25 protein-coding genes and 5 pseudogenes are annotated in these 24960 nt (G+C 40.8%); 5 read left to right on the plus strand and 25 right to left on the minus strand.

Features of this window, described 5'->3' with window-relative positions; all coding sequences use genetic code 11:
* Position 1 precedes the first annotated feature (1 nt).
* The 4 genes from KUA48_RS15515 to KUA48_RS15530 form a co-directional block, all read right to left on the minus strand.
* The gene (locus tag KUA48_RS15515) at positions 2 to 1249 is read right to left on the minus strand and encodes an O-antigen ligase (RefSeq protein WP_218433654.1); all 1248 of its coding nucleotides are present in this window, start codon (positions 1247 to 1249) and stop codon (positions 2 to 4) included.
* Positions 1243 to 2349, minus strand: a complete 1107-nt coding sequence (locus KUA48_RS15520) for a polysaccharide pyruvyl transferase family protein (RefSeq protein ID WP_218433655.1) — start codon at positions 2347 to 2349, stop codon at positions 1243 to 1245. Before KUA48_RS15520 ends, KUA48_RS15515 begins: the two co-directional genes overlap by 7 nt.
* 330 nt (positions 2350 to 2679) lie before the next feature.
* Positions 2680 to 2817 carry a hypothetical protein gene (locus tag KUA48_RS15525; protein ID WP_153073599.1) on the minus strand — a complete coding sequence of 46 codons (138 nt, stop codon included), beginning with the start codon at positions 2815 to 2817 and terminating at the stop codon, positions 2680 to 2682.
* Positions 2818 to 2895: 78 nt separating this feature from the next.
* Positions 2896 to 3027, minus strand: a complete 132-nt coding sequence (locus KUA48_RS15530; RefSeq protein WP_256615098.1) for a hypothetical protein — start codon at positions 3025 to 3027, stop codon at positions 2896 to 2898.
* A gap of 442 nt (positions 3028 to 3469) precedes the next feature.
* Between KUA48_RS15530 and KUA48_RS15535 the strand changes: the two genes are divergently transcribed.
* The gene (locus KUA48_RS15535; protein ID WP_218433656.1) at positions 3470 to 5743 is read left to right on the plus strand and encodes a VapE domain-containing protein; all 2274 of its coding nucleotides are present in this window, start codon (positions 3470 to 3472) and stop codon (positions 5741 to 5743) included.
* A gap of 356 nt (positions 5744 to 6099) precedes the next feature.
* Positions 6100 to 6309, plus strand: coding sequence for a DUF4248 domain-containing protein (locus KUA48_RS15540; protein WP_082231238.1), 210 nt, complete (start codon positions 6100 to 6102; stop codon positions 6307 to 6309).
* A 185-nt stretch (positions 6310 to 6494) separates the two neighbouring features.
* Here KUA48_RS15540 and KUA48_RS15545 read toward each other — a convergent pair whose 3' ends face one another.
* The 3 genes from KUA48_RS15545 to KUA48_RS15555 are packed head-to-tail and all read right to left on the minus strand — an operon-like array spanning position 6495 to position 9228.
* On the minus strand, positions 6495 to 8402 hold the full coding sequence (locus KUA48_RS15545; protein ID WP_218433790.1) for an IS66 family transposase: 1908 nt from the start codon (positions 8400 to 8402) through the stop codon (positions 6495 to 6497).
* Positions 8403 to 8462: 60 nt separating this feature from the next.
* Positions 8463 to 8810 carry an IS66 family insertion sequence element accessory protein TnpB gene (gene tnpB, locus KUA48_RS15550; RefSeq protein WP_256624524.1) on the minus strand — a complete coding sequence of 116 codons (348 nt, stop codon included), beginning with the start codon at positions 8808 to 8810 and terminating at the stop codon, positions 8463 to 8465.
* 1 nt (position 8811) lies between these two features.
* Positions 8812 to 9228: a hypothetical protein gene (locus KUA48_RS15555; protein WP_119230129.1), complete on the minus strand. Its 417-nt coding sequence runs from the start codon at positions 9226 to 9228 to the stop codon at positions 8812 to 8814.
* A gap of 326 nt (positions 9229 to 9554) precedes the next feature.
* Between KUA48_RS15555 and KUA48_RS15560 the strand changes: the two genes are divergently transcribed.
* The 3 genes and pseudogenes from KUA48_RS15560 (at position 9555) to KUA48_RS15570 (ending at position 11101) form a co-directional block, all read left to right on the plus strand.
* Positions 9555 to 10088, plus strand: a complete 534-nt coding sequence (locus KUA48_RS15560) for a DNA-binding protein (protein WP_218433737.1) — start codon at positions 9555 to 9557, stop codon at positions 10086 to 10088.
* A 320-nt stretch (positions 10089 to 10408) separates the two neighbouring features.
* A complete protein-coding gene (locus tag KUA48_RS15565; protein ID WP_153073602.1) occupies positions 10409 to 10501 on the plus strand; it encodes a smalltalk protein in 93 nt (30 codons plus the stop codon).
* 166 nt (positions 10502 to 10667) lie between these two features.
* A pseudogene (locus KUA48_RS15570) lies at positions 10668 to 11101 on the plus strand (N-acetylmuramoyl-L-alanine amidase).
* A 116-nt stretch (positions 11102 to 11217) separates the two neighbouring features.
* On the opposite strand, the gene KUA48_RS15575 reads toward KUA48_RS15570, so the two are convergent.
* The 18 genes and pseudogenes from KUA48_RS15575 to KUA48_RS15660 all read right to left on the minus strand — a co-directional run bounded on the left by KUA48_RS15575 (position 11218) and on the right by KUA48_RS15660 (position 24502).
* Entirely contained in the window at positions 11218 to 11481 is a 264-nt protein-coding gene (locus tag KUA48_RS15575; protein ID WP_256624520.1) for a hypothetical protein, read from the minus strand.
* A 54-nt stretch (positions 11482 to 11535) separates the two neighbouring features.
* Positions 11536 to 11682 (minus strand): annotated as a pseudogene (locus KUA48_RS15580) (F420H(2):quinone oxidoreductase); the annotation flags it as partial.
* Between the two features lie 10 nt (positions 11683 to 11692).
* A complete protein-coding gene (locus KUA48_RS15585) occupies positions 11693 to 12463 on the minus strand; it encodes a Coenzyme F420 hydrogenase/dehydrogenase, beta subunit C-terminal domain (protein WP_256624519.1) in 771 nt (256 codons plus the stop codon).
* Complete coding sequence (locus KUA48_RS15590) at positions 12463 to 14001, minus strand: MATE family efflux transporter (RefSeq protein WP_218433738.1); 1539 nt, start codon at positions 13999 to 14001, stop codon at positions 12463 to 12465. Before KUA48_RS15590 ends, KUA48_RS15585 begins: the two co-directional genes overlap by 1 nt.
* A 3-nt stretch (positions 14002 to 14004) precedes the next feature.
* Positions 14005 to 14175: pseudogene (locus tag KUA48_RS15595) on the minus strand (mannose-1-phosphate guanylyltransferase); the annotation flags it as partial.
* A 17-nt stretch (positions 14176 to 14192) separates the two neighbouring features.
* Positions 14193 to 14369, minus strand: a pseudogene (locus tag KUA48_RS15600) (NAD-binding protein); the annotation flags it as partial.
* Positions 14370 to 14560: 191 nt separating this feature from the next.
* Complete coding sequence (locus tag KUA48_RS15605) at positions 14561 to 15628, minus strand: hypothetical protein (protein ID WP_218433740.1); 1068 nt, start codon at positions 15626 to 15628, stop codon at positions 14561 to 14563.
* Between the two features lie 97 nt (positions 15629 to 15725).
* Positions 15726 to 15884 carry a hypothetical protein gene (locus tag KUA48_RS15610; protein WP_218433742.1) on the minus strand — a complete coding sequence of 53 codons (159 nt, stop codon included), beginning with the start codon at positions 15882 to 15884 and terminating at the stop codon, positions 15726 to 15728.
* Between the two features lie 321 nt (positions 15885 to 16205).
* Positions 16206 to 19259, minus strand: a complete 3054-nt coding sequence (locus KUA48_RS15615) for an ATP-binding protein (protein ID WP_218433744.1) — start codon at positions 19257 to 19259, stop codon at positions 16206 to 16208.
* Between the two features lie 151 nt (positions 19260 to 19410).
* Positions 19411 to 19587, minus strand: a complete 177-nt coding sequence (locus KUA48_RS15620) for a hypothetical protein (protein WP_218433746.1) — start codon at positions 19585 to 19587, stop codon at positions 19411 to 19413.
* An 81-nt stretch (positions 19588 to 19668) separates the two neighbouring features.
* Positions 19669 to 20823, minus strand: a complete 1155-nt coding sequence (locus KUA48_RS15625) for a hypothetical protein (RefSeq protein WP_334649376.1) — start codon at positions 20821 to 20823, stop codon at positions 19669 to 19671.
* 56 nt (positions 20824 to 20879) lie between these two features.
* A complete protein-coding gene (locus KUA48_RS15630; RefSeq protein ID WP_117588242.1) occupies positions 20880 to 21104 on the minus strand; it encodes a hypothetical protein in 225 nt (74 codons plus the stop codon).
* Between the two features lie 298 nt (positions 21105 to 21402).
* The gene (locus KUA48_RS15635; protein ID WP_367397158.1) at positions 21403 to 21675 is read right to left on the minus strand and encodes a DUF6169 family protein; all 273 of its coding nucleotides are present in this window, start codon (positions 21673 to 21675) and stop codon (positions 21403 to 21405) included.
* 630 nt (positions 21676 to 22305) lie between these two features.
* Complete coding sequence (locus KUA48_RS15640) at positions 22306 to 22449, minus strand: hypothetical protein (RefSeq protein WP_218433773.1); 144 nt, start codon at positions 22447 to 22449, stop codon at positions 22306 to 22308.
* Between the two features lie 655 nt (positions 22450 to 23104).
* Positions 23105 to 23341: pseudogene (locus tag KUA48_RS15645) on the minus strand (ORF6N domain-containing protein); the annotation flags it as partial.
* 100 nt (positions 23342 to 23441) lie between these two features.
* Positions 23442 to 23759, minus strand: a complete 318-nt coding sequence (locus KUA48_RS15650; protein ID WP_153073611.1) for a hypothetical protein — start codon at positions 23757 to 23759, stop codon at positions 23442 to 23444.
* A 210-nt stretch (positions 23760 to 23969) separates the two neighbouring features.
* Entirely contained in the window at positions 23970 to 24257 is a 288-nt protein-coding gene (locus KUA48_RS15655; RefSeq protein WP_218433775.1) for a type II toxin-antitoxin system YafQ family toxin, read from the minus strand.
* 5 nt (positions 24258 to 24262) lie between these two features.
* Positions 24263 to 24502 (minus strand): hypothetical protein, encoded by a 240-nt coding sequence (locus tag KUA48_RS15660; protein WP_117695786.1) that lies wholly within the window; start codon positions 24500 to 24502, stop codon positions 24263 to 24265.
* Between the last annotated feature and the right edge of the window lie 458 nt (positions 24503 to 24960).

Raw genomic sequence — 24960 nt, forward strand, 5'->3', positions numbered from 1 at the left:
GTTACATAGCTTTATTATTATAAGAATCTATTAATTTATATGATAATACCACAAAAGTCAACAACAAATTATACTGAATACCAGCATCCGGTGATAGAGATAATATCAAAAAATAACCGATGGGCAAAAATGCTAATCGTGGTTCTTTTTTATATAATAAAATAGTTGCAGACACTATCATAATCAAATATGTTATAACCCCCATTATTCCATAATCAACAGTTAAAGAGAAAAATATACTTTCTGCACCTTGTATGATAGGATTTCGAGGAGCCACTTCTTCCCAAATATACATTCTCCCATTACCCCATATAGGAGATTGCTCAAAATAAGGCAAACAAGCTTCCCATTGAAGCATTCTCATTTCAGAAGAGCTACCTGTAACAGCTTTATTTGAATCAGAGGAAATCATTGAATCAAGAATATCTCCCACATAACTAACAACAATAGGCGAAAGTAGTATACATAATCCCAGCAATATTTTAAATATATTATTCTGTTGAAATTTACTATCAGTAAACAAGCCTATTAATACACAAAATATTCCTAAGAAAGTAGCACGTGATCCTGATGAAAAGGACAAAAACATCATCAATAATAAGAGGGCAAAATAATAGTTTTGTCTAATTTTATACTTAGATCCTATTATCCACAAAATGTATGCAGACAAATAACCAAACATACCACAAGTTGAAAAATATGAGAATATAGAATTTATACGTTTAAGACCATAACGTATTGTATTTGCATCTATAACAAAATCGGATATTACACATGTATGCATTATCAAATCTGTAAAATAGTTATGTTTAAATACTTGCTCCGGTATCATAACCAAAATTGAAATCACACACATATAGCAGAGTAACTTTACTGCTGTTTTTAATTTGTTATCGTCTGTCAAAACACACCATAATATAACTGGAAAAATAAATTGAGTTATAATATTTGAAATAATTAAAACAGTATGTGGCTTTCTGCATATTGAATTAGTTACTAAATATGAAATGGCCATCAAACAAGTTGGAATTAAAAGTAACTTAGGATAAGTTTTGATATTTTTTAAATAGGGCGTCATAGGAAACAGAATTAAAGCAAAGAAAGCTAAAATATAATATAAGCTTATTTCACCAATTCCTGATCCAATATACGTTAATGGTTGTACTATAAAAGCGGTAAAAATCACTCCCTTTTTATAATCTCTTAGCAAGAGAAAAATAAAAACTAATAATAAAGCATAACTTAACATAATAACGATTCTATCTTTAATTTTATTCTTTCACTTTTTTGAAACAATACGCTATTAATTTGGAAAGGAAATTCTTCATATAAAATATCACTAATAAGAAAATCACTAAAAATCCGATTCTCCAAACTTATATCTTTCAATAAAGACTCAAATCTTGCAACTCCCCTACCTTTATTAGGCAATACCACAAATGGTTTATTAAAGATTATTGAAAAAACTGTTCCATGGAAAGAATCAGTAACTACAAAATCCGCTTGTGCAAAAGATGCGAGCCATTCTTGAATTGAAGGATATGTCAATGACTTTAATTTAGACATAGGTATTTTTGAAATATCCTTTTCTAGCTTAATCTTTCTAACAGGAAGATTAAGTCTTTTACTAATATCCTCTAATATATCTATCTTTTCTTCTGACTCATCCAAAAGATAAGAAAACACATAAGGTGAATCGCTAATTTTTAATCCATCAATTAGTTTTTGATAATCATTTGCAGAAAGCAACAATGTTGGATCTAATACATGAGTAGCTTCAATCCCCAAATGCTCTTTACATAGATTAACAGCAGTATCTTCACGTACACTGACAAAATCGAATTTTTGAACGAGTCTTTTACATTCTTCCGTTTGTTTCTTAGTAAATTCCCAGTTGTCAACACCAAAGGATGCTGCATATGCAATTCTCTTAACGTTTTTCCAGTTCTCGGTAAAATTAAGGAATGCTTGCTCTAAATGCTGATTATAAGAAGGTCTCCATACTTGGTCACTACCAACAATAAATGCATCATATTCTCCTTCTGTCAAACTTTCAAAATTTACAATTCTCCGATGTATATAAGTATTAATAAACTGATTAATATTTGAAGCAACTCTAGGTTGCCACTTACGCATAAAACCCTCATAATTGATAATAGAACGCTTCCCAACACACTTTTTAAGAATACGTCTAATATAACGATTTAAAGAGGCATGTTTATATACTAATGGTTCCTCAAGAATATCCACTTGATGCCCCATTCTTTCCAATAACGTTTGCAAGGCATAAGCCTGCAATATCCCTCCATAGTTTGTATGTAGGGGTAGTGTTATTATTCCTATCTTCATTGTGTTTTGTATATCTCATTAAAATGAGTCTCAGCATGCTCCCTGCCACAAGCAGAAAAGTAGCTTAATAAAATTGCTCATGACAGTTTGCATGTCTGAGACTCTATAAGTTATTAATTCATTATTCTATCCAAGACTCTCCATTCGCCCTTCGTAAGCATCCAACCCCTATGGCAATACAACTCCATCCCCAGTATTACTGGGGATACAGGTTATTTTAAGAAATTGGACGTGCACGGTCACTTTAGGTACGTTAAGCCATAAAATAATACAGCGTCACCACTATATAACACAGATTTCTTAGACCTATTCGGTCTCAGGTGGTAAATCTCACTCTGCTCTTAAGGATTCTATCACAAACCTTTCGAAGCTCGCCTTATAGCCACCGTCCATCGGGCAGGGATCGTCGGGATATGACTTGTGATACTCCTCTTCCATGTTGTCAAGATAGTCCATTATCTGCATCACCTGGTCTTTGGTGCAGTGATGCTTCTTCAGCGAAGAACGAAGAAGGCAGTAGGACTGGGTATGACTGGCATAACCCTCTTAGACATGCTTGACTGAATTCTCATTCATGTGGCCAGCCACCTTTAAGGTACGTACCACATTGCTACTGCCGCCGAGGATGGTATCCGTCAAAGCGCGCAGTGCCTTTTTGGTTTTTGTAAATCGTGTCATCTTTTAATATATTAAAAAATTTGAATATCTTTTGTTAAGCTATTATAAAACCATCGCCTTTTTGTACCTATATATGTAGGTACAGGATTCTTGGCGGTATCAACCTTTTTTCTTAAATTCGCAGCAGCTTTCAAGAACGAGGGCTGAAGCAATCTTAAGTTACCGATTGGTGAACAGCGGGGTGAACACTTGCCCCAAGCATTCACCTTTTCGGCTCCGGGGTGAACCCTAATAAAAAGAACTTTGTATATACAGCGCATGCTAGAAATATAAGAGTCTCTATTATAATGGGTTATATAGTGTTTTTAACACATTATTAACGCTAAAGGTTGGCATCAGGGTTCACCCTTCACCGACTTCATCGCCAGTGTTCACCCACACTCTTTCTTAGAGAACGTTGCAAACAACAGATTAGTATATTAACAACTGATAATTTTAAAAAATGGAAAAAGACCCTAACAACAGTATGAATGGGACAGCTACGATGCCATCGTACTTCCCTTGTATCAAATCTTCGGAGAGCCATCCACTCGCCGACTGGTTGTATCTCAAGAGCGTGATTACCTCTAGCCCTGAGCTACGAATGATGACTGAGACTTACCGCAAGCGCCTCGCCATCAGCAAGCAGTTTGCCGACCAGTACAAGCCTGAAATGCCTGCCATCACGGTTTCGGCACTCATGAACGGCTACGGCAGACAACTTGCCGACTTCCTCAAACCTACCTACATGCTCCAACTCGACTTCGACCATGTGAAGAAGGAAGATATGGAGCAGCTTATCCAACTGGTGAGAGGCGACAGTCATACGATGGTTGAGTATATCACCGTGAGCGGCAGGGGATTCAGAGTATTCTGTGCCTACCGTCCTGTGGATGACGACGACATCAGTGTGCTCGAACTCTTCGATGCCGTGCTGCAGAAGGCGATGGCTTACTACACTCAGCTCCTGGGGATAGCTCCCGACAAGCAGTGTGTAGACATCACCCGATGCGCCGGTCTTGCCTACGACCCGGATGCCTATTTCCGTTGGGATGCCGAGCCTTTTGCCTTGGGACCGAAGGATCTGAACCCCCTCTACACGAAGAAGGCATTGCAGGCGAAGTATTCTGCCAGGCGAAACGCCAAGGGAGGTAAGCGAAGCAGCAAGGTGAAAGAGGAGGCGAAGTCAAGCGACAAGGGTGCGCCTACCATCGAGGAAGCGGCTTCCCATATCAAGGAACTGCTCGACCTGTGGGGCTATCGGTTCGAGCCTGAGCATCACAACGAGTACGTATGGCACTTTGCCGACATCTGCATCTACTATGGCATCCCGCAGGAAGAAGTTCTGACCTACACCGACCGTGAGTTTGGCACCAGCTACGAAGATACGGCTTCTGTCATCAAGTCTCGCTACAAGCATCTGAACAAGTTTGGTATCTGGCATTTCTATCGCCATGGCGAGGGGCGCAGCGCCAAGCCATCGGTAAGGGGCATCAAGCAGTGGCTACTCACCCACTATCTGTTCCGCCGGAACGTGCTGACGGGATTTTACGAGGTGGAGAGCCGCTTCGTTTTAGACGGCAAGTATCCTGACTGGGTACGCATCGACGACAATATCGAGAACTCCATCTGGAGCGAAATGGACGAGTCGGGACTGCATCTCTCGGAGAAGACCTTGCACAACATCATCAACAGCGACTTCAGCGAGCCGTTCGACCCCTTGGACGACTACCTGCGCAGTCTGCCGAAATGGAAGAAGGGAGAGGATCCCGACTACATCGACCAGCTCGCCGACCGCATCGAGGTGGAGAACCTGCCCGACAACGAGCATACGCAGAGCCTCTTCCGCTATTTCTTCAAGAAGTGGCTGGTAGCGATGGTAGTGGCGTGGGTAACGCTGAAGGTGGTGAACCAGATGATACTCATCTTCGTGGGCAAGGGCGGCATCTTCAAGACCACGTTCTTCCACATGCTGTTGCCCCCACAGTTGCGCCAGTACTTCCTCAACGACTCGACGGGAGCCTATACCGACAAGGACTTCATGGAGGCTTTCAGCAGCAAGGCTCTGCTCTGTCTCGACGAGTTTGAGATGGTATTCGGCAAGAACCTGAGCGCCTTCAAGAGCAACATGACCAAGGTGACATTCTCCATCCGCCGACCTTACGACAAGTACCGTTCGGAGATGCCCCACCGTGGATCGCTCTGCGGCACCACCAACAGCCAGCAGTTCATCACCGACGAGGAGAACCGCCGCTACTGTCCTTGGCTGGTAAAGAGCATCGAGAGTCCGATAGAGCACCCGATAGACTACGACCACGTGTTTGCCGAGGCAGTGGCACTGGGTCAGGAGGTGATGAGCCATCCTAAGGGCGAGCCCCTGGAGTGGACATACTGGTTGACAAGGGATGACATCGAGCTGATGCGCAGTCACAACCGCCTCTTCATGGTAGCCAACTATGCCGAGGAGCAGATACTCCGTTACTACCGGGTGCCGGAGCCAGATACGCCGCTACAGTTTATCAAGTTCCGCTACAGTGCCGAGATACTGGAGAGGATAGGTGTGAACCCTGCCCTTCGCCAGAACCTGAACAACCAGAACATCGGTAACGTGATGAAGCGTCTTGGATTCAAGAAGATTCACAAGAAGAACGGCAACGGCTGGGCTGTGATAGAGAAGGAAGGTAGCGAAATCAACAACGATGCCTTCATCGATCCTAACGATACCGTGGAGGATTAAGTATCTTGGTTACGACCACTAAGTATCATGGTTACGAGTGCTAAGTATCATACTTACGGGTGGTATCTTAGTCTCCCACAGATCTCACAGATTTACACAGATACTCTCGTTGCAAGCAACGGTCTTATACACATCAACTCTCACAGTAAAGCAGATCTGTGATAATCTGTGTAATCTGTGGGAAAAATTCAACATTCAATATTATTTTTTAGTCTCCCACAGATCTCACAGATTTACACAGATAATCTTGTTGCAAGCAACAGGTACTCACTATGCCTCATAGCAAATAACTCCGAAGGAGTCGAAAATCCGTGAAAATCTGTGAGATCTGTGGGAAAATTCAACATTACAAGAAAATGGATTTACGAAGTTACACCAAGCAGGAGTTAGCCCTGCTCTATTTTCCGGATTCCGACCCGGACGTGGCAAGAGCCCATCTGATGAGATGGATTGTAAGATGCACCCAGCTCTACGAGCAGCTGCTGAAGAGTGGATACAACAAGAGCTGCAAGGAGTTCAATCCTCTGCAAGTATCCTATATTTTCTTCCATTTGGGAGAACCCTGATATTTATCAGTGATAATCGGTGAGTATCGGTGAGCAACAATGAGCATCGGTGAGTTGGGAAAATGAAATGTTGTATCTTTGCAATGTGATTCGTAACCATCTATATTTCCATACACCCTCTGAACCACCTTTATGTAAAGGCGATTCAAGAGATGTTAAAAATAAAAAATGATTGGATTTAACATTTATTTTTGCATAAAGCAAGGCAAAAGTGCCACTTTTTCTGCTGTACAAACAGGCTTGGCAGTAAGACGACTAACTAGCTCCTTGATGTAACACCCAGGAGATAACTTGTTCATATTACAGCTTTCTATGACAGAAAACATGAAGGCATAGTCAAGCGCAGAATCTTCACTGCCGATGTTCAGACAGTTTTTAAGATTCAGCTTGATGTGTCTCATCATTTGTTCTGCCAGGTTGTTAGACAACTCAAGGTTGCCATCCTGCAAAATGGTTTGCATTGCCGACCATTCAGTCTTGATATATTTAAGAGCCTTCTTTGTCAAAGCGCCCAAGCCTTTGTAATTCGATCTAGCAAATCGCTCAAACTTCTCTTTGATTCGGTCCATGATAGGCTTGCTCCTTTGAAGCCTTTCCACAAGAACCTGGTCGGCTGTTAAACCTGCCTTCTTGCAGTCATGCTCGATTCCAAATAGTCTACCTATCTCATCGATAAACCACATAGACAAGGAATGATTCTCTTCCAAGGACTCTACGAACTTTCGCCTTATATGTGTCAGGCATGCTGAACGATGTTGATCAGGATGAAGTTCATCATCGTCATACACCTTATATACTACATAACCGTCAGTAGTAAAGAAGCCGATAAAGTTGTCCAAGAACTGACGGATTGCCTTGAGGCCACGACTCCCATGCTCGTATATAAACCACACGAGCTTCTGAACATTAGCCTTGATTCCCCAAAAATAACGCTTCAAGTATTTACGGACACCTTCATCTGTCTTCACACCAACAAGACCTGAGGTCTCATCAATCATCCAATTGTGAGTCTTCTTGATAGTCGCCTCCCAGACATCTTTCATTTCCTTGCGGATATAAGAGATTATCTTATGTACGATGACTCCCAAGGTTTTCTCGTTCATATTCAATCCCATATGAGATAGCTTCTCTACAATTCTCGTAAATGGAGTATTGTAAGCGAAATGCTCGGTAAGAACATAAGTTATCAGTTCCAAGTCAAAGGAAACACCTTTAATCAAGCGGGTATTAGGACGAGTGACTCCACCTCCATGCCCAGGAACATAATAGCTTGCCACCTCGTAGAAATGCTCTTCGTAATGCTCAGGAATACGAATCAACTCACGATACCACCAAGTCTCCACTTCCCCATCGCGTTTCACAAAGTGTCCTCCTTCAGGAAGGGTAAAATACTCATGAAGCATATGATAGATAGGAGCAGTCGTATATGGCTTGTTCTTCTGATAATCTGTGCGAGTAGAACGCTTGTCCAATGCTTTTTTCTTCTTTTTTGCAGGAGTCTGGTCACCTGATGCAGAAGACGGAGTAGATGGAACGTCATCATTGGAATCTTCAGGCCAATCAGACTTTTCTTCTTCTCTCGTAACCTCTTTGCCAGACTTCAGCAAATTCTTTTGCTCAGCATTACGCTTGAACCGTTGGCGCTGGCGATAACGGGCCAGCCATTGTGCCTCCGATGCAGAGAGCGAAGACTTTTCAAGCATCGAAGTGAGCTTTGTAATCTTCTCATTCAAGGAAGCTATCAAGTTATCCGATGCCTTCTGGTGGTTGGCGCTATCCTTCATAATACGCTTTACATTTTCCAGGTTCTCCTCTCGCAGATGCTTAAGTTCCTCCTTATGGCGCTCAGCCTGTTCCTTCATCTGCTGCATATAGAAATCCTTCATATTGTCCTGCTGAGCCTTGAAGAACTGGCGATCCTCCTCACGCTGACGTTCGAAATCGGCACGCAAGGCTTGATCGTGAGCTATCAAATCTACCTGCCCACGATTCGCTGTTGCCATCTCATCCTTGAGACGAGCTATCTCAGCATAAGCAAAACGTAACTTCATTTCGTCATTCATGCCTACAAAGGTACTACTTTTTTCTGACATATGCAAGTTTTTTCGAATATTTTTTATAACTAAAATACTAATAATCAGATAGTTGAGCCATCAAACAACATCTTCTTTTATCTGCATTTTAGTGACTTGAACACCCTCTGTAAGCGTAACGAAGTCGCTCCAGCAAATTTTGTAGCAGGAACGCTGTTCGTCGAATACAGGCAAAAAGAATTTTTCATCATCCAAGCGGATTTTTGTCAATTCAAAGCGGCGGCGACCACGATAGAGAATCTTCATTGTACGAAGATTCTTCGACATAAATATAAAAACCGATTCCTCGATATAAGGATCAAGCCCCATTTGGCTACGAACTACTTCTGTGAGCGTATCGATATCCTTACGCATATCCATAGGACCAGAATAAAAATAGTACTTCTGTCTACTTGTAAAGGATATCATTTCAGCCAACTATTTTGTGCAACAAAGCTGTAATCTCATTTACACTTGTCTCGCAAAGTGACAACTCCATCCCATTGCTGAACGATATGTGCATCGAGACGATACTGTATGTCGGGATAGAAGGAGCAGCCACAGGCATGGTCGGTTCTTCTGGCTTGCAAGAGTCCACACTTGAAGAAGCTGAGTTGACACTTGCTGCCGACTCAATCTCCAAGGGAACAAGAGACTTGTCACCATTAGGAGAAGCTGCCAACTTAGACTTGCTATTCCAAAAACACTTACGATAGTATCGAAGCACATTAGGATAAACATAACTACTGTCATCACAAAATTGTTTGAGAGAACGACCACGACCATACATCTCGAACTCACGAATGATGGCTGCGTAATCAACTTTTGCTTTCTTCTTATTTTCCATTTGTTACCATTTTTTAATCGGCAGCAAAGGTAATACTTATTTTTTAGCGGGCAATATGGAGAAGTAGATGGTTACATGTGATTCAGAAAGAGTCTCCCACAGATCTCACAGATTTGCACAGATTCTCTTCGTTGCAAGCAACGGTACTCACTAAGGCTCACAGCAAAGACTCCGCGAGGAGTCAAAAATCTGTGAAAATCTGTGTAATCTGTGGGAAAACAAAAACTCCGCGAGGAGAAAATTTCGTGAGATTCGAGAGATTCGTGTTCAAGAATCAGGCACTGCGCAGCGCCCACTCAACATTAACCATTAACACTTAAAAACTTATGTTGCTTTACGTACTAAAACTAAATCAGAACGCCAAGATGCCAGAGGCATACGGCAAGTATTACGCCTATCCAGTCATCACTCAGACGGTAGGTATCGACGGCCTGGCCGAACACATGGCTAGCCACAACACTCCTTTCTCTAAGGGAGCCATCAAGGGCATGATTACCGATATGGTATCGTGCATCAAGGAACTCACCTTGCAAGGTTTCGCTGTGAAGATTGACGACCTCGCCATCTTCTCCATCGGCATCCGCAACAAGGAGGGAGCCGCCTCAGAGAAGGAGTTCACCATCGCCAAGAACATCGAAGGTTTCCGTCTCCGTGCTCGTGGCACCGGTGAGTTCAGCGCCAAGACCATCAACCTCGGAGCTACGCTGAAGAAGGCCTCTGCTCTGTTAGGTGATGGCACCACCCCGGATACCACTCCGGATCCCGGGAAGGATCCCGGAAAGGATACCCCTGGTGGTGACAACACCGACCAGGGCGGTAGCGGAACCACTGGAGAAGGAGGAAGCGACGGCTTAGAGTAGCCCTACCCGCCTCGCATCTGAAACAAGAGAAAGCGCATCGGCAGGATGCAGTCCGGAGTAATCCGAGGGCCCCATCAGGAATGAGTTCATCACTCACCATTCAACATTGTCAAATCATCGCCCTGAACGGATACTTGCTCATCCTGCCCGCTTCCTCTCTTTTATCTCCCACAGATCTCACAGATTTACACAGATAATTCTTCGTTGCAAGCAACAGTTTTATACTCATCAGGTCTCACTGCAAAAAACTCCGAAGGAGTCTATAATCTGTGAAAATCTGTGTAATCTGTGGGAAAATTAAACATTAATCACTAACAACAATGAAAAAGGAAACAATCCAGAAAGTCATCAACTTCGTCATCACCGTCCTCACTGCCGTTCTCAGCTCCTTCTGTGTGCAGAGCTGCAAGTGATATTTTAGTTCTCCCACAGATCTCACGGATATACACAGATAATCTTGTTGCAAGCAACAGTTATCACCAAACCTCAATGGAAAAACTCCGAAGGAGTTAAAAATCTGTGAAAATCTGTGTAATCTGTGGGAGACAATTATTAACCCTTTAAAATCCATAGAATCCAATGAAGAATCAAAGAAAAATCGATTTGATTGTGGTACATTGCAGTGCCACACGTATTAACCAGGACTTCCCAGTAGAAGCCTTAGAAGCCTGCCACAAGGCCCGTGGTTTCCACTCCATCGGTTACCACTATTACATTACGAAGGATGGCGTGGTCTATCCCTGCCGTCCAGAAAGCGAGGAGGGTGCTCACGCCCGCCACTACAACGCCCATAGCATCGGAATCTGCTACGAGGGTGGGCTCGACGAGAAAGGAAGCCTGCCGACACTCGCACGCCAGCCCAGAAAGCATCTCTGGAAGATCTCCTCTACAGTCTCGTCCTCGACTATCCCGATGCCGAGATTCTAGGTCATCGTGACCTTCCCTGGGTTCGCAAGAGCTGTCCTTGCTTCGATGTCAAGGAATGGCTGAAGGAAATCGACTTCCATCTCTAGAAAGCCCAAACAGTTCCCAGAAATTCGTGCTATTCGAGTTATTCGTGTTCAAAATCATCCCAGCTTATAAGTCCTAAAAAGCTTATGGGTTGGGATTTTTTCTTTGTTTATTCACATCATTTCCCCAACGCTTTCTTTACCGCCTTTACGCCAGCATCGCCTAAGACTTGCTTTACGGCAGCCTTCGTCAGCATCTTCGCCTTGCGTATCACCCTTCGATACAGAGGTATGTGCAAACAGATAGCTACAGCTTGTCTTACAGTCGCTCCCTGCCAAATCAATTTAAAGAATAAAGAGCGTTTAGGATTCAACCATGCATAAGGAGAGAAACCACCATTTGCCCTACTAACCAAAGCATACGACGATTCCCACTTTTCCATTTTAACCTTTTGCAAGAACTCTTTACCCTTAGGGGTATTTATGAGAACCAAACTCACACCTTTATCATCATCGAATGAAGGATTAAATTTATCAATACCCCAAAAATCTCCCAAGGAGATATCACTATGATGCTTTCCATCTTTACATTTGCAATCATGACAGGAAGGCCTCAAATAGAGGTTTGAAAGAAATCCCTTCATATATACATTATCATAATGTATATCGGACGACAAAACGGTATTTTTTCCAGCCACTCACCGTCTTATCTCTAAATTTAATGTCCCCTATGGGGGACTTTGCATTTAGAGATTGATACAAAACGGTATTTTTTCCAGCTGCCGCCTTCAGGCGGCTTTTGATAAATTCTTCTTCACTATAAGTCTCGGCTAGATATTGTCTCCAAACTCCTGGGCTAGGAGCTCCATGACAAACAACATCTATAGTCAGTAAGTTAGGATATACCTTATGCCTGAGAAATCCATGTAAACCTGCTATTTGGCAAGGAGTGCCAACAAACATCACTTTTCGACCGCATTTCAAAAACTTTTCAGCTTCCTTATATGTGTTTTCTATTCTGCTCTGCAGATATTTGCTCATCATCAAAGCATAAAGTCCTGATATATTTTCAACGCCGACATGATGCACTTCCCAATTTGAATCATAATCAGCACCGAAAACAATACCACCTTCATTGATGATACTTTTAGCTAATGGAAGGAATAATCCACCCGAAGAACTACCAAGTCTTTCCTCCGTATTTGTGTTTTTTGCAGCAATTACCTGTAAAGGGAAAGTCTCCTCTTGCGGATTAAGAATGGGACAAATCTTCTCACACAACCCACATTCCACGCAACTCTCTTCATTTACATAAGGATAGAGGAAGCCTTCTTCATCTTCAGTAAGAGAAATGCATTGTTTTGGACAACGCTGTACGCAAGCAGAACAACCACAACAATTTTTTTTATCTGTTATATGTATCATCACTTTGAAAATTTATGTAGCATACCAAGAGCTTTAGCCTTAACAAATACTCGTTCATTGCTTGACAAGCCCAACGTATATGCTGTTAATGAAACTGAAAGTACACATACTATTCCAACTATGAAAAATCTAATCACCGTATCTTCCATATTAAAATAGACAAAAGCCGGAAGAATTACCGAAACTGCGATTACCCAAAGTACTGGTGAATAGATATATCTTAAATAATCTCTGATTCTAATTCCAATTAAAGGACGAAGCAGGAACATTCGTACAACCTGCGTCAAAGATTCCATCAAAAAGTGTACTATGAATACAGAATATGCAGGAAGTCCCAACCGGAGAGATATATACGAAATAGGTAATATCATCAATAATATTGTTCCACAAATCGCCTGATACTTACGCACTTTACCTGTAGCCTGATTTGCTATAATCAGAGGATTAGACAAGGTATAAATCAAAGACGTACATATCATAATGCGCAAGAAAACAACTGTATTATCTGGCACTATCTTCAGCCACACTGTCAATATGAATTTGGTTTCAAAAAGGACTGGCAAAGACAGGAAGAAGAGAAGAAAGAATGAGAAACGTGCACTGCGATACATCAACTTGTGCATTTCCTGCATTTCTCCCTGTGCATATGTTTTGGTAATTTGAGGATTAAGTGCCATTTGGAAGTTGCCGACAAACTGCTGAACAGCATTCTGTACCTGAACCGCAATACCACGGGCAGCATTAACAACAGGTCCGAAGAAAACATTCAGCAGCATGTTCAAGCCTTGTCCGAAAAGTACAGCTGCCAAGTTACCAAACATACTCCAACCGGCAAAACCAGTCATTTCCTTAAATAATGCTTTATCCCATACGTGCTTGTATTTGGTTTCTTCAAAATGCTTGTTACAATAATAACTATAGCAAAATCGAATCAATATCTGTATCGCCAAGAGCAGGAAAGCATACAAGACTAACTTGTCAAATGAGAACACTAACAGCATATAGACAATAGCCAACTTTAATACCACCTCCAAAATGGAGATATAAGCAAAAGCCGACATTTTCTCATGAGCGACAATATCCGCATTATAGGGTACACTTATAATCATAAAGACTGCATCTACGATAGTGCACTGCAATACCCAAAAGGCTGCATCCATTCTATCAGCAGGTATCTGCATTTTATTATATAAGAACCACAAGCCGATGGTTTCTCCCAATAACACGATTACACCTGCTATCAGCGTATGAATCTGAAGTGTAGTACTAAATACGGTCTGCAATCTATTCTTATCCCCTTTACCCAAGGCAAAGGTGATATATCGTTGTGTAGCTGATGACATGGATCCATTAATGAATCCGAACATAGCAACAATTCCTCCAACCACATTATATATACCATAATCCTCTACTCCCAATGTATTCAAGACAACTCTGCTCGTAAACAGAGACACCGCCATCATAAAGAGCATACGGAAGTAAAGAAGAAGCGTATTCTTTGCTATTCGCTTGTTGTTATCTGATGTTTGATTTGACATATATTACTTTCCAAATTCTTTAATTCTCTGTTCTTTTTTCAAAGAACAAACAAGCAGTTGTCCATTCTTCTCGGCTACGATATAGCCATCCAAGCCTTGAACTACTACCTTGCTTTCATCGGCTGCATGAACTACGCAGTTCTTGCATTCATACAATCGGATTTCCTTGCCCAAGCTGCGGCGATATAACAATACCTTTCGATGTAATCGTCCTGGATTGGAGAAATCTTATTGTTGAGTTTCTCCACCTTCTCTGGGATTACATCTACTGCTGTTACATGATGGTGCTGAGATAATAGCGTTGCTATACTCAGACCGACGTAGCCGGTACCGGCTACTGCTACTTTTATATTCTTAAAATCATTCATCATGAAATTATTTTTTCTTAGTTATAATATTCCAAAGTCTTCCACTCCCAACGCATTCAGTATGACTCGGCTCGTGTACAGCGACACCACCATCATAAAGAGCATTCGGAAGTAAAGCTACAGCGTATTCTTCGCTATTCGCTTGTTGTTATTTGATGATTGAGTTGACATATCTAAAACTTTGTTCATCATTACATTTCGTACTTCCTAAATTTTATTGTATTAGGCTCTCCGTCGCTCATAGTGGCAATGCTAACAGGCGACAAACTATCTGCAAATGTTTCATCAACTATCATAAGATTTTGTTGCATGATAGAGTTTAGCATCAAATGCCTATCCTGAGTGAGATTATGATCGACGATGCAACCTTCACCAAATAACATGAAGAATGGATCTACTGGATATATAGGAGAAAAATTCCTAAAAAGAGTGCCAAGAATATATTCTTTGAACAAGGAATAGGTCTTGTTGACTACAACACAGTCTATGTTGGGATATAGTTCAGGATTCCCTTGTTTGTCATGCCTATAAGTGTTGGCGGTCAGCAATCCTTGCGCCTTGGGACTCTTTAGCGCCATCAAAGCTTGATGTATCCTGTCATCCCAACAAATGACCAATAAATTGACCTCTTTTTCCCCATTGCTCTTGCTAAATTTCTTATTAGCATCCACAAGAAAGTCCTTTATCTTGTTGTCAAGACAGCCACGGACTGGCATCTGATCCTTATCTACCACCTCTTGATAATTAGGAATACGAGCATCTATCATCAAAACAGAAGGATTCTCTCTAAGCAATTTTGCAATTTCTTGGTCTTCCTGCACCAAGTTTGCAGATTTCACCTCCACATTGAACGTAAAATCTTGCATCTTGATAGAAAACTCAACATTCTTATCAGAATCATCCCTAACTCGATTTTCATAGACAAATGACTTTGGGTCAGAACTACGACAGATGAAGGTGTTCATAACAGACAGTTCACAGAATGCAGAGATGAGATTATGAAGGTTAAAGGTTTCTTTGTCAGCAGCAGAAACCTTATTGATTATCATATCTCTATACGCTTTCTCGCTATGAAATGCTAGGAACTGCAATGGCCGTGCAATAGCTGAGACAGAATTGATAGCCCAAGCACCTTCTGCCATGAGATTCATTTTGAAACTACCTGTTTCATCAAAGAAATTGTCCGCAATCATCTTCAAAGGGTGATCAGGGCAATACTTGCGGAACGCCAAAACTATATCTTTGAGATTTATTTGCATGATTGGTAAACCACTAATACAGCGTCCCCACTATTTATCAGCGGGTTAGCCGTACCTGTATTTTTGAATAAAGTTTTGATTTTCTAAAATTTAACTATCAAGCGATGGCTTGGGATGTTTTCGTTACCTCCGCATCCGTACCATCTTCAAAATGGCGAACATAGTCACATGGCAGGAACGAGGCCTCAACCTCCTCGCCACAAAGTATGCGAGTAAGGATATCCTCAATGTACTCACCAAAGTTCACTTTGTTCAATTTGCAACTTTCCAACAGCCCGAACATAAATGCCAAATTCTGGTAAATCGAAAACCTACTCGTCCTTCCTTACCGTTAAGGAAGGCTCCACCTTTCTCACCAAGCCTCTCTTCCCTCAGGGACGAGAGGATGTAACCGCCCTCCGGTGCTCAGAACCGCTACGCTATAAGGTTGGCGGACCATCAAAGGTCTACGCCATATTGTGCGGGATGGGACCGCCTGGGAGCTGATGATTTTAGCTAGCTGTAAGCTCTATCTGAAATCATTACTTTATCTGCTACCATCGGTATATTAATGATTGCCAAAATATTGTATACAGAATTAATTTCGTGTCTTATCTCTGTACCATCTAGAGGTATCATAAAGTCTAAACTTACAATTAGAGCAAGCGGAAACCAGATCATCTTCTGAGATCTTTCCAAAAACAAAAGAATAAAAACTTGGATTAGATGCACGATCAAATTCTCTTGCAATTTGCTTTTTCCAATCATAATTTATACCTTCTCTGTATTTTGAGAACATATCAGATATGAAACTTGCTACATTCTCCAGAATAGCAATGTCATCTTCATCCTCAAGATTCAGCTTTGATAGCAAATCAACAAAGAAATCGGACAATCCACTGTTTTTGGGAACAATTAAACCATATGAACTTCTTATTGCATCATAATTATCATCAAAGAGTTGTTCTGTAGATGTCTGAACAAACATCATATTTCTACCCGTTCCATATCTACGTTGATGTTTATCCGTATAAACAACAATCCATTTGTCTTCTTTTCCTTTAAGAGACCAATACAAATCCAATCGACGTTGTTCTTCATTAATACTAATCTTGGCAATTTCAAATTTTGATAAGATTAAATCGTCCATCAAATTATAATATCTCTGCTTGCAAAGAAGCATGTCTATATCTTTCAGGTGAGCCTGTTCTTCTCCATACAATGTCTTTAATAAAGAAATTGCAGACTTGTCGGTTGACTTTATTTCTTTCAACAGTCTGTTCGCTGCAGCAAAAGCCTCGCTCTCCATTGTCCAAAAATGCCCATTAGATTCCAAATCTTTCAAAGAACAAAATTTTCGTTTATCTTCTTTTTCAATAAGAAGAATCTCAGATTCGGATAATTTTTCTTTCAATATTTCTCTATCAGAAAAGTCTGTCCTGTTATATTGGTCTTGACGAAGCAAAAAGGCATTTAAGAGCCAAGTCATTTCTTCGGCAACCCATGTCACAGAAAAATCTTTTTGAAGGTCTTTCTGCTGCGTTTCTATATTATTGAGATATAATCCATAGATTGCTTCCAACATTTTCGACACACTGGACGAATTTACGTTAGAGCGGGCCACATTTGTTTTTGGAGCCTCCTTGCCTGTCATATTAGCATAGGCTACAAAAGGATGGCCATTATACCCAGGAGTATTCTCATCGATTCTGATACCTTCAATACTCATTCCCCATGGAGTTACAACAGTATCTTTCTGATCTAGCCACATATTGCTGGCTTCTACCATTGAATACTCCTTCATAAAGGAATTATACGACAGCAATATGGCTAATTCTATGCCATTATTATTATAATCTTTTATTTTATACTTTGTATCCGACAAGGATATTCCCTTAGCCTTTAATACAGATTCCAACAAGTGCTTTGGTGACAAATATCCAATCTGCCTGTCCGCACCAGCCTCATGATAGTAGAACTCACAGTTTGGTATAAGAATCCATGTGGCAAGAATTTGTTCTGGAGCAAACTTTTTGACAGACGGACGCACTTTTAATTTAATAGAAGTTCCTGTCTTACTCGTAATCTTCAAGTTCGAATCTTTTTCCGCACCATGCTTCAGTAAATACTTTCCATGGACATTTCTTATTTTCAAAAGAAGAGGCTTCTCCTTTTCGTCCATTTGTGTCAAAATATCAACATCATCAGCTATCAAGAAACATGTGAGAAGTCCGATGCCAAATCTGCTGATGGAATTATAGTTTGGGTGTTTTTTCTGAAATTCAGCATCTTGATACCTTGAAGATCCAACTTTCAGCAAGTGATTCTCTATAATATCCATATTCATGCCAGTTCCATTGTCACAAACCATAAGTTCTCGATTCGATGCATCCCAATAAACATCTACCCTTGGGGTATATTCTTCATCTTTATGCTCTTCCTGTAATTCATAAAGTTTTACTTTGACTGCATCAATAGCATTCTGTGCCAACTCTCTAAGAGATACTGATAGATTATTATATAATGTTTCGCCTACCAACAAACTCAGTATTTTCTGTTGGTCAATAGTAAACGAAAGTTGTCTACGCTCAAAATTCTTTGCCTGAATAGTCGAGTCATCAATATCTTTCCAAGGATAATCATATTTAGAGGCATATTTTTTCTTGGCTATCTCATTTAGACGATGGTTGTTCTTTAACTCCTCACGCGCATACTTTAAATACTCTATTAAAGAAAAGAAACCGTCTTCTTTTTCAAAGAATGCGGACACTTCAAAGGTATCTTTTGGTAATGCATCATTTTTGTTTCCATCTTGGTCTTCAGCAATTTTCGGAGAGACACTTGACACAGCATTTTGCTTGGCCCATTCTTCCTGACTAATAGGATTAGTTGGAGATATGATAGCATACTCAATTGAAGGAGTTCTGTCGCTTGTTATATGGAGCAAGTCTGCTGTTCTTACTATCAATGCAGCATAAAACACATTTCCTTTTTCCTGTGGCGAAGTTCCATAGGCTTTTTCAACCTTATACTTTTCAAAATCGTCCAAGTCATCAAGATTATGACTTTCACAGATTGTAGCCAAATCATCTTTGAACATCGGACGGAGGCCTGAAATCATAGATGCGATTATCTCCAATATCTTTGGGTCTGTATAGCACCATGCATTATCTTCATTTCTTATCCAACTGGCTATTCTGTCTCCATGATGGTGTCTTACGAACTCTTGATAAATAAAGCGTTCTTGATCCTCGGCAGATAAAGAGGAAAGAGAAACTGTATTTTCATCCTTGTCAAGATATGCTTGTCTAAAAACCTTATATTCACCAGATGAATTTCTGTTTTCATACTCATTGCGAGTAACGAGCATACCTAAATCATGGAAATAAGTAGCAGTAACAATGAGCATCCAGTCTGCTCCAGTCATCTTATCCTGGGTTTCCTGTGGAATGATATAATCCAATGACTCCAACATCTTGTTGATGTGGGATATATCATGCTTTGTATATTGGTCAAAAATTCTGCCATCACCGATATGGGCGAGCATTTGTGTGACTTTGTCCTTCAAGGCATCTAACTTGATGGATTTAAATGCTTCCAACTCGCATGCTTTTTGCGCATGAAGTTCTGCTTTAGATAATTTATCTGACATATTTTATTCTTTTTACTAATTTATAAGTATATCACTGTTACAGCGTCCCACTGTATACAAGTAGTAACACCTATCGGTTTTATGAAAATTGTTATTTGAGAAAATTTCAAGTACCTCCCCACACCTTCGGCGCAAGGAAGTGAGCGGTACGTTACTTACTCTTCTTGCCTTTCTTTACCTTCTTCGATGGCTTGGCGGTTCTTATCTCGCCCTTTTCCTGCATATTCTTGAGGACACCTTCGAAGTCGCAACGTGCCGCTGCTTCCAATTCGACGTACTCATCTTGCAGGCCTCTGTTGTAGAAACCAGTGATTCTTAAATTGATCATAATTTGATTGAGTATTATAAATGTAGAAGCAGTACGATTGTTTGGATTGTTAAGTAGGGTGTCCAGTTCTATGTTCCAATATTAACTCACTTGTTTGAGAGTTTTGGTTCGTTCTGTCACCCAGTTTTTGGACAAGTGCTCGGTAGTCCAAGCATCAATGTCCTTAAGTTTAACATTCACTAAGCGCTCTTTGAAATTAAATGTTTTAGTAACGGATTCGTTCACGACTTTTGGATATAATGGTATCATTAGAGCAAAAGGAGTTATGCCATACAGCTTGTTCGGTGACTTCTTGCTTTTGTATATACCAAAAGTAGATTCAATGATGTCTGAAGAGATGCAGATATTCATATCCTCAGTAAGTTGCGCTTCTTCCTTTCGGAAGTACTCCAGCATCTTCAAGCCAAGGTGAGCTTGACGAGGATAAGCATTTCCTATAACATGAGCAACTATGTATGACTGGCACTCCTTACTCGTCTTGCAGGAAAAGCCTTTGTTTTTACAGATATGCTCTATATGCCTGATGGCATCCAACGCATCCATGAGTTCTTGCAACAAAGATTCATAGTCGTTGATGAAAGCATACGCTTCCTGCATTTCTTTTGGGAGTTTGTTGTAACAAGCAAGCATAGAGTTGCCCCAGATTACCCATTCAGACATATTCATGAATCTAGCAATAGTCCTCATGTTCGGTGGTAGCAAATATGCTTTATTTGTCAGATGGTATTGCAGTCTTTTCTTTCCTAAAAGTGTTGTAAGCTCAACAAAATCAGGCTGTTTTTCATACACCTTTTTGAGAATCACACTCATAGAATGACTGATGTCCGCATAATGCACATATCCAGAGTCCAAGATACCCCTTACAAGGTTATGGGCATTGTCACTAATCACATATTGAGGTTCTGAACCTGCAGATATAGTGACTTCGCTTATCTTGTTTTCGATATCTTCACCCTTGAAGTTTGCTCCTACCGTCATGTTTAAAACTGTCACATCTTCATGTTTGACAGGTCGATCTTGATGCTCTGATGGAATGGCTAGAGCCAAAAGTAGTTTCTGACCGTTTATAGCGATGCTCTCATCCATAACCATGGCAAACTTTTTGCCTTTGCATGGCTGGTCATCTTGATAAACAGACAGTCCCAACTTCTTTATCCAGTTTTCCACCGTATTGTAGCATGGACTTTTTCCGAAGTTCTTACCAAGTACTTCAGAGAATACCTCCAAGATCTTCACTACAGTTCGAAGGCCACAGCCAGTACGCATATAGATAAGAACACAAAGTTGAATTACTACAAGAGGGAATCTATGTCCGGGAACAGGTGCGAGAGTAATGCTCTTTGTTCGTTGGTCATAGTTATTTTCTGAACGTCTTTTTTTTTGAGTTCTTTCCGAAGACCTTTGATAGTGTTTGTATTCTTCACTTCTTTGCCTTCAAGTTGCTTAACTCTTTTACGAAGACGCTTTAACTCTTCCTCAGGGGTCTCTTTATGCTGTTTTGAATCTAACTTTTTCATTGATTATAAGTATTTGTAATGATGTACAAAGATACTAAAAAACAACGATATACACAAATTTTCAAAGAACTATTTCGTTACATGAAACGTTAAATATCAGAGCGTAATATTAACAATTAACAGGGATGTTTCCAGCTTGTTTTTAAGAACAGAGAACTGGACACCCTAATTGTTAAGTGACAATCGTAAAACGCTATTTTTTCTTTTGCTTATGATGGGCGGAATAACCCGCCATAGTATTATTCCTCATTGCAGTATCACTCTGCGCTTGTCGCCACTCGAATGAGGAATATTGTATTTATAAACCGAGACTTTGCTTATGGCTAAACATTTCTATTGTTTCTCCAAATTCTGCCAATACTTTACCAAGATTAGGATTGTCATTTCTGATGATTACAGAAGCCACATTGTCTATTCCATACTCATCTAACAAAGTAGATGTCACCATTGTAAAACGATTACGATACTTATATGTATCGAACCAATTCTTGAACAACCATCCTCTCATCAATTGCTTGCCGTCACTTGTAGAGCATAAAAACAACATCGTCGCCTTATTGCATTGAAGAATTCCTCTACAATTGCTATGACTGTAGCTTTGACCTTTTTATCACGAGGTGATTTCACACCGTTGAGATTACCGTAAATCACCGTTAGAACGTAACTACTGATTTTCAGCAGTTAGCACATCCAACATTTTTCAAAAAAGGCATATTATTAATTGGTATTGCCAAAGCTACCTATTAGGCAGCCTTGACATTCACCTTTTTGTTCGAGTTATAATTACATGGGATTAGGGACATGAAAACCATTTTCAGCTACATATCCTTCACTTTTTGCCATGGCTTCGCCGTCGTCCCCTGCAATAGTGGACGTAACCTGTGAGTGTATATTTGTCTCTTTCATCATGCGAATCAAGTTCGTTTTTTGATGACGTTCATCTGAATCTCGATATAAGAGACACAGAATCTCCTTGCAAAAATACGAAAATTGTTGGAAACTAGCAAATTATGCGTGTTAAAAAATTAATATCATTCTACGAAAATCAACATTATTTTACTATTCTTTTCGTACATAATTTCCTAAGTCGTTGATTGAACGAAAGTTTTCGCTTTTTCTGTATCTCTCATGTAAAGATTCTGGAAAATTGGTTCATTTTGGTTCATTTTACAAAATCCCTCTTTTTATTCTTTTTTGTGGCTTATAGGGCTGCCAGTATCTTGGCGTTGGCATCATCTTCCAGTCCCTCCTCACCACCAATTACCGCAAGCCGATAATTGATGGGAAAATCAGAGATGACAGATACACCTGATACAATTGCCTCTAAACGAACAAAGGGGAACAACCAGTCTTTGGTCGTTCCCCTTTGTTCGTTGTATTCATTCTGATTACATCACATGATTTCAAAATGGCTTTGCATGCAAATCATCCCGTCCTTCCTTGTTGATAAAGGCTTTTTTCTACCTCTCCGTCTCTCCTGCAAGGAGAGCTCCACTTTCTCCCCAAGCCCCTCTCAATAGTCTTTACGACCCCTTCGGTTCCCCTTGTAGGGGACAGAAACCTCAGGAAGCGGGGATGTAACCGCCCTCCGGTGCTCAGAACCGCTACGCTATAAGGTTGACGGGGCATCAAAGCCCTCGCCAAATTGTGCGGGATGGGACCGCCTGGGTATAACTTGCTATAATTTGCTATAGCTTGCTGATTGGGGGTGCATGGGGGGCGGCTTACTGGTTGAGACCACCATTTTTGTTCCCCACCACAGTATCGCTCTGCGCTTGTCGCCACTCGAATGGGGATATTTTTTAACATTCTGCCTTTTACAGGCGCGAAATAAAATCATCTGCTGTATGTTCTGTTACAATATCGACAGAAAACCAACGCTTTCCTAAATCTTTTAGAGATGCACCAAAATGATAAACGATATCGTCTATAATAAGCCAACGATTATGTGAACGCTCAAAGGTATGAAAATCGACTTTTCACATAACAATCTAAAATTGGCTTACACCTTGTTCAGTAAAAGCAAAAGGAGGACGTCTGACTCCCATCTTTATAGCCTGAATTTCATCTTCACTCATATAATTGGAGGTCACAAATTGTGACTTCCAATTATTCCATTCCTCTTCTGTCAAACGAAACATATAATAATCAGGAAAGCGCTTCATGTTACGCTTTACTGCCTGATTAAGAACTTTTGTCTCAACTTGGTAGAGCTGGGCGAGGTCACGATCAAGCATCACCTGCACGCCACGAATAGAATATATTCTCCTTTGAATTTCATTTTGAGAAGGCAAGAGTACTGATTGCCCTGACAATATTGTTAAGTTGTTATTATCTTTAGACATATGCTATTATTCTACTATAATAGATGACATTGCAATAGTGCAAGAGGTCTTTGAAATCTGACGATTCCGTAAGCCAGGCTTCGAGCATCTCTTCCTGATATTGGCGGAGAAGCAATAAGTACTTTTCCTTTCCTACCTTACCTTTTATGTTTTGGGTCATTACCCAGAATAGGGAATGAGATAAGACTATTTTATCTTCAGAAGGGTGGTAATAGAAGAGATCGTCTTCAGGGCGATTATTCTTAGCCCATTGTTCTTCTAACTTACCTAACATTTCCTTTCGAAAGGTATTTCTTTCTTCTTTATTCATAATTATCTTAGTCTTGTATTTTTTCGACTCCCCTGTCCCCCTCTTGCGAAGAGGGGGTCCTTACCCTATACCCAAGCCCTAAATCCCTACCATAGGGATTAGGGATGTAACCGCCCTACTCGGTGCTCAGAACCGCTACGCTCTAAGGTTGGCGGACCAAAGCGGTCTTCGCCAGGTTTGCGGGATGGGACCGCCTGACTGTTATGGAGATCAGCGCTTACGTCCTTTACCAAATAATTCAGAATGCGAACCTAAACGAACTAATTCTATTGCATTATTGTTCTTATCAAAGCAAATCAAAAGTGTATCATTTTCTATATGGCATTCCATATAGTTCTTCCAGTTGCCTTTCAAAGAATGAGGATTATATTCTTCCGGTATCTGATTGCCTTCTGCCAAAAGCTTAACTATCCCCATAAGCGTTTCTACAAATTCTTTATCATTCTTAAAACGCTTATAATCTTTCTTGAACTGCGAGGTCTTTCGAATTTCTTTCATAAACCCTATTCCTCCATTGATGCCATGAAACTTTCTAAGCTATCTACTCGAACTACTCCCGCATCATGACCACTCTCAGCCTCTTTCATTGCTGCCAAAGTTTCTGCGTTTGGAACATCTTCCAAAGCAGCACTCCTTGAAACTGGGGAGTCTGAAACTATTTTAACGCCTCTCATAAGAGAGAGGACATTCTTTAATTGCTCCAACAAAGATGGACTATCTATCTGTAATGTTAACTGTGCCATAACTTCTATATTTAATTCGCAGCAAAGATAAGGGTTTTCTGTGAAACCACCAAATTTTGGGGGAGTTTTTTCAACTCTGACCAATTACTTGTAGAGATCTACGGTGATATCGATATGGTGAAGCGAAATCTTTCAGCATTGCATGCTTCGTAATAAGCAGCTAAGCACTATAACATTTTTCGACTCCCCTGTCCCCCTCTTGCGAAGAGGGGGTCCTTAACCCACTCCCAAGCCCTCGCCCTTTCCAAAAGGGCAAGGGATGTAACCGCCCTCCGGTGCTCAGAACCGCTACGCTATAAGGTTGGCGGGGCATCAAAGCCCTCGCCAGGTTTTTGCGGGATGGGACCGCCAAGCTGTTATGGAGATCAGCTTGCAATTATATTGCTGAAAGTGAGTGCATGGAGGGGGCTTGCAGATTAAGCCCACCAGAATTGTTCCTCATTGCAGTATCGCTCTGC

Origin of the sequence: Segatella copri (assembly GCF_019249795.2) — a bacterium.
GTDB classification, from domain to species: domain Bacteria; phylum Bacteroidota; class Bacteroidia; order Bacteroidales; family Bacteroidaceae; genus Prevotella; species Prevotella copri_B.

Coding starts and splice junctions, on each gene's coding strand:
- KUA48_RS15655 (WP_218433775.1), bottom strand. CDS start 24,257: ATGAAAGAAATTCGAAAGACCTCGCAGTTCAAGAAAGATTATAAGCGT.
- KUA48_RS15575 (WP_256624520.1), bottom strand. CDS start 11,481: ATGGAAAAGTGGGAATCGTCGTATGCTTTGGTTAGTAGGGCAAATGGT.
- KUA48_RS15520 (WP_218433655.1), bottom strand. CDS start 2,349: ATGAAGATAGGAATAATAACACTACCCCTACATACAAACTATGGAGGG.
- KUA48_RS15515 (WP_218433654.1), bottom strand. CDS start 1,249: ATGTTAAGTTATGCTTTATTATTAGTTTTTATTTTTCTCTTGCTAAGA.
- KUA48_RS15605 (WP_218433740.1), bottom strand. CDS start 15,628: ATGCAAATAAATCTCAAAGATATAGTTTTGGCGTTCCGCAAGTATTGC.
- KUA48_RS15630 (WP_117588242.1), bottom strand. CDS start 21,104: ATGAAAAAGTTAGATTCAAAACAGCATAAAGAGACCCCTGAGGAAGAG.
- KUA48_RS15565 (WP_153073602.1), top strand. CDS start 10,409: ATGAAAAAGGAAACAATCCAGAAAGTCATCAACTTCGTCATCACCGTC.
- KUA48_RS15545 (WP_218433790.1), bottom strand. CDS start 8,402: ATGTCAGAAAAAAGTAGTACCTTTGTAGGCATGAATGACGAAATGAAG.
- KUA48_RS15585 (WP_256624519.1), bottom strand. CDS start 12,463: ATGATACATATAACAGATAAAAAAAATTGTTGTGGTTGTTCTGCTTGC.
- KUA48_RS15660 (WP_117695786.1), bottom strand. CDS start 24,502: ATGGCACAGTTAACATTACAGATAGATAGTCCATCTTTGTTGGAGCAA.
- tnpB (WP_256624524.1), bottom strand. CDS start 8,810: ATGATATCCTTTACAAGTAGACAGAAGTACTATTTTTATTCTGGTCCT.
- KUA48_RS15560 (WP_218433737.1), top strand. CDS start 9,555: ATGTTGCTTTACGTACTAAAACTAAATCAGAACGCCAAGATGCCAGAG.
- KUA48_RS15555 (WP_119230129.1), bottom strand. CDS start 9,228: ATGGAAAATAAGAAGAAAGCAAAAGTTGATTACGCAGCCATCATTCGT.
- KUA48_RS15590 (WP_218433738.1), bottom strand. CDS start 14,001: ATGTCAAATCAAACATCAGATAACAACAAGCGAATAGCAAAGAATACG.
- KUA48_RS15615 (WP_218433744.1), bottom strand. CDS start 19,259: ATGTCAGATAAATTATCTAAAGCAGAACTTCATGCGCAAAAAGCATGC.
- KUA48_RS15530 (WP_256615098.1), bottom strand. CDS start 3,027: ATGACACGATTTACAAAAACCAAAAAGGCACTGCGCGCTTTGACGGAT.
- KUA48_RS15620 (WP_218433746.1), bottom strand. CDS start 19,587: ATGATCAATTTAAGAATCACTGGTTTCTACAACAGAGGCCTGCAAGAT.
- KUA48_RS15650 (WP_153073611.1), bottom strand. CDS start 23,759: ATGAATAAAGAAGAAAGAAATACCTTTCGAAAGGAAATGTTAGGTAAG.
- KUA48_RS15540 (WP_082231238.1), top strand. CDS start 6,100: ATGGATTTACGAAGTTACACCAAGCAGGAGTTAGCCCTGCTCTATTTT.
- KUA48_RS15535 (WP_218433656.1), top strand. CDS start 3,470: ATGGAAAAAGACCCTAACAACAGTATGAATGGGACAGCTACGATGCCA.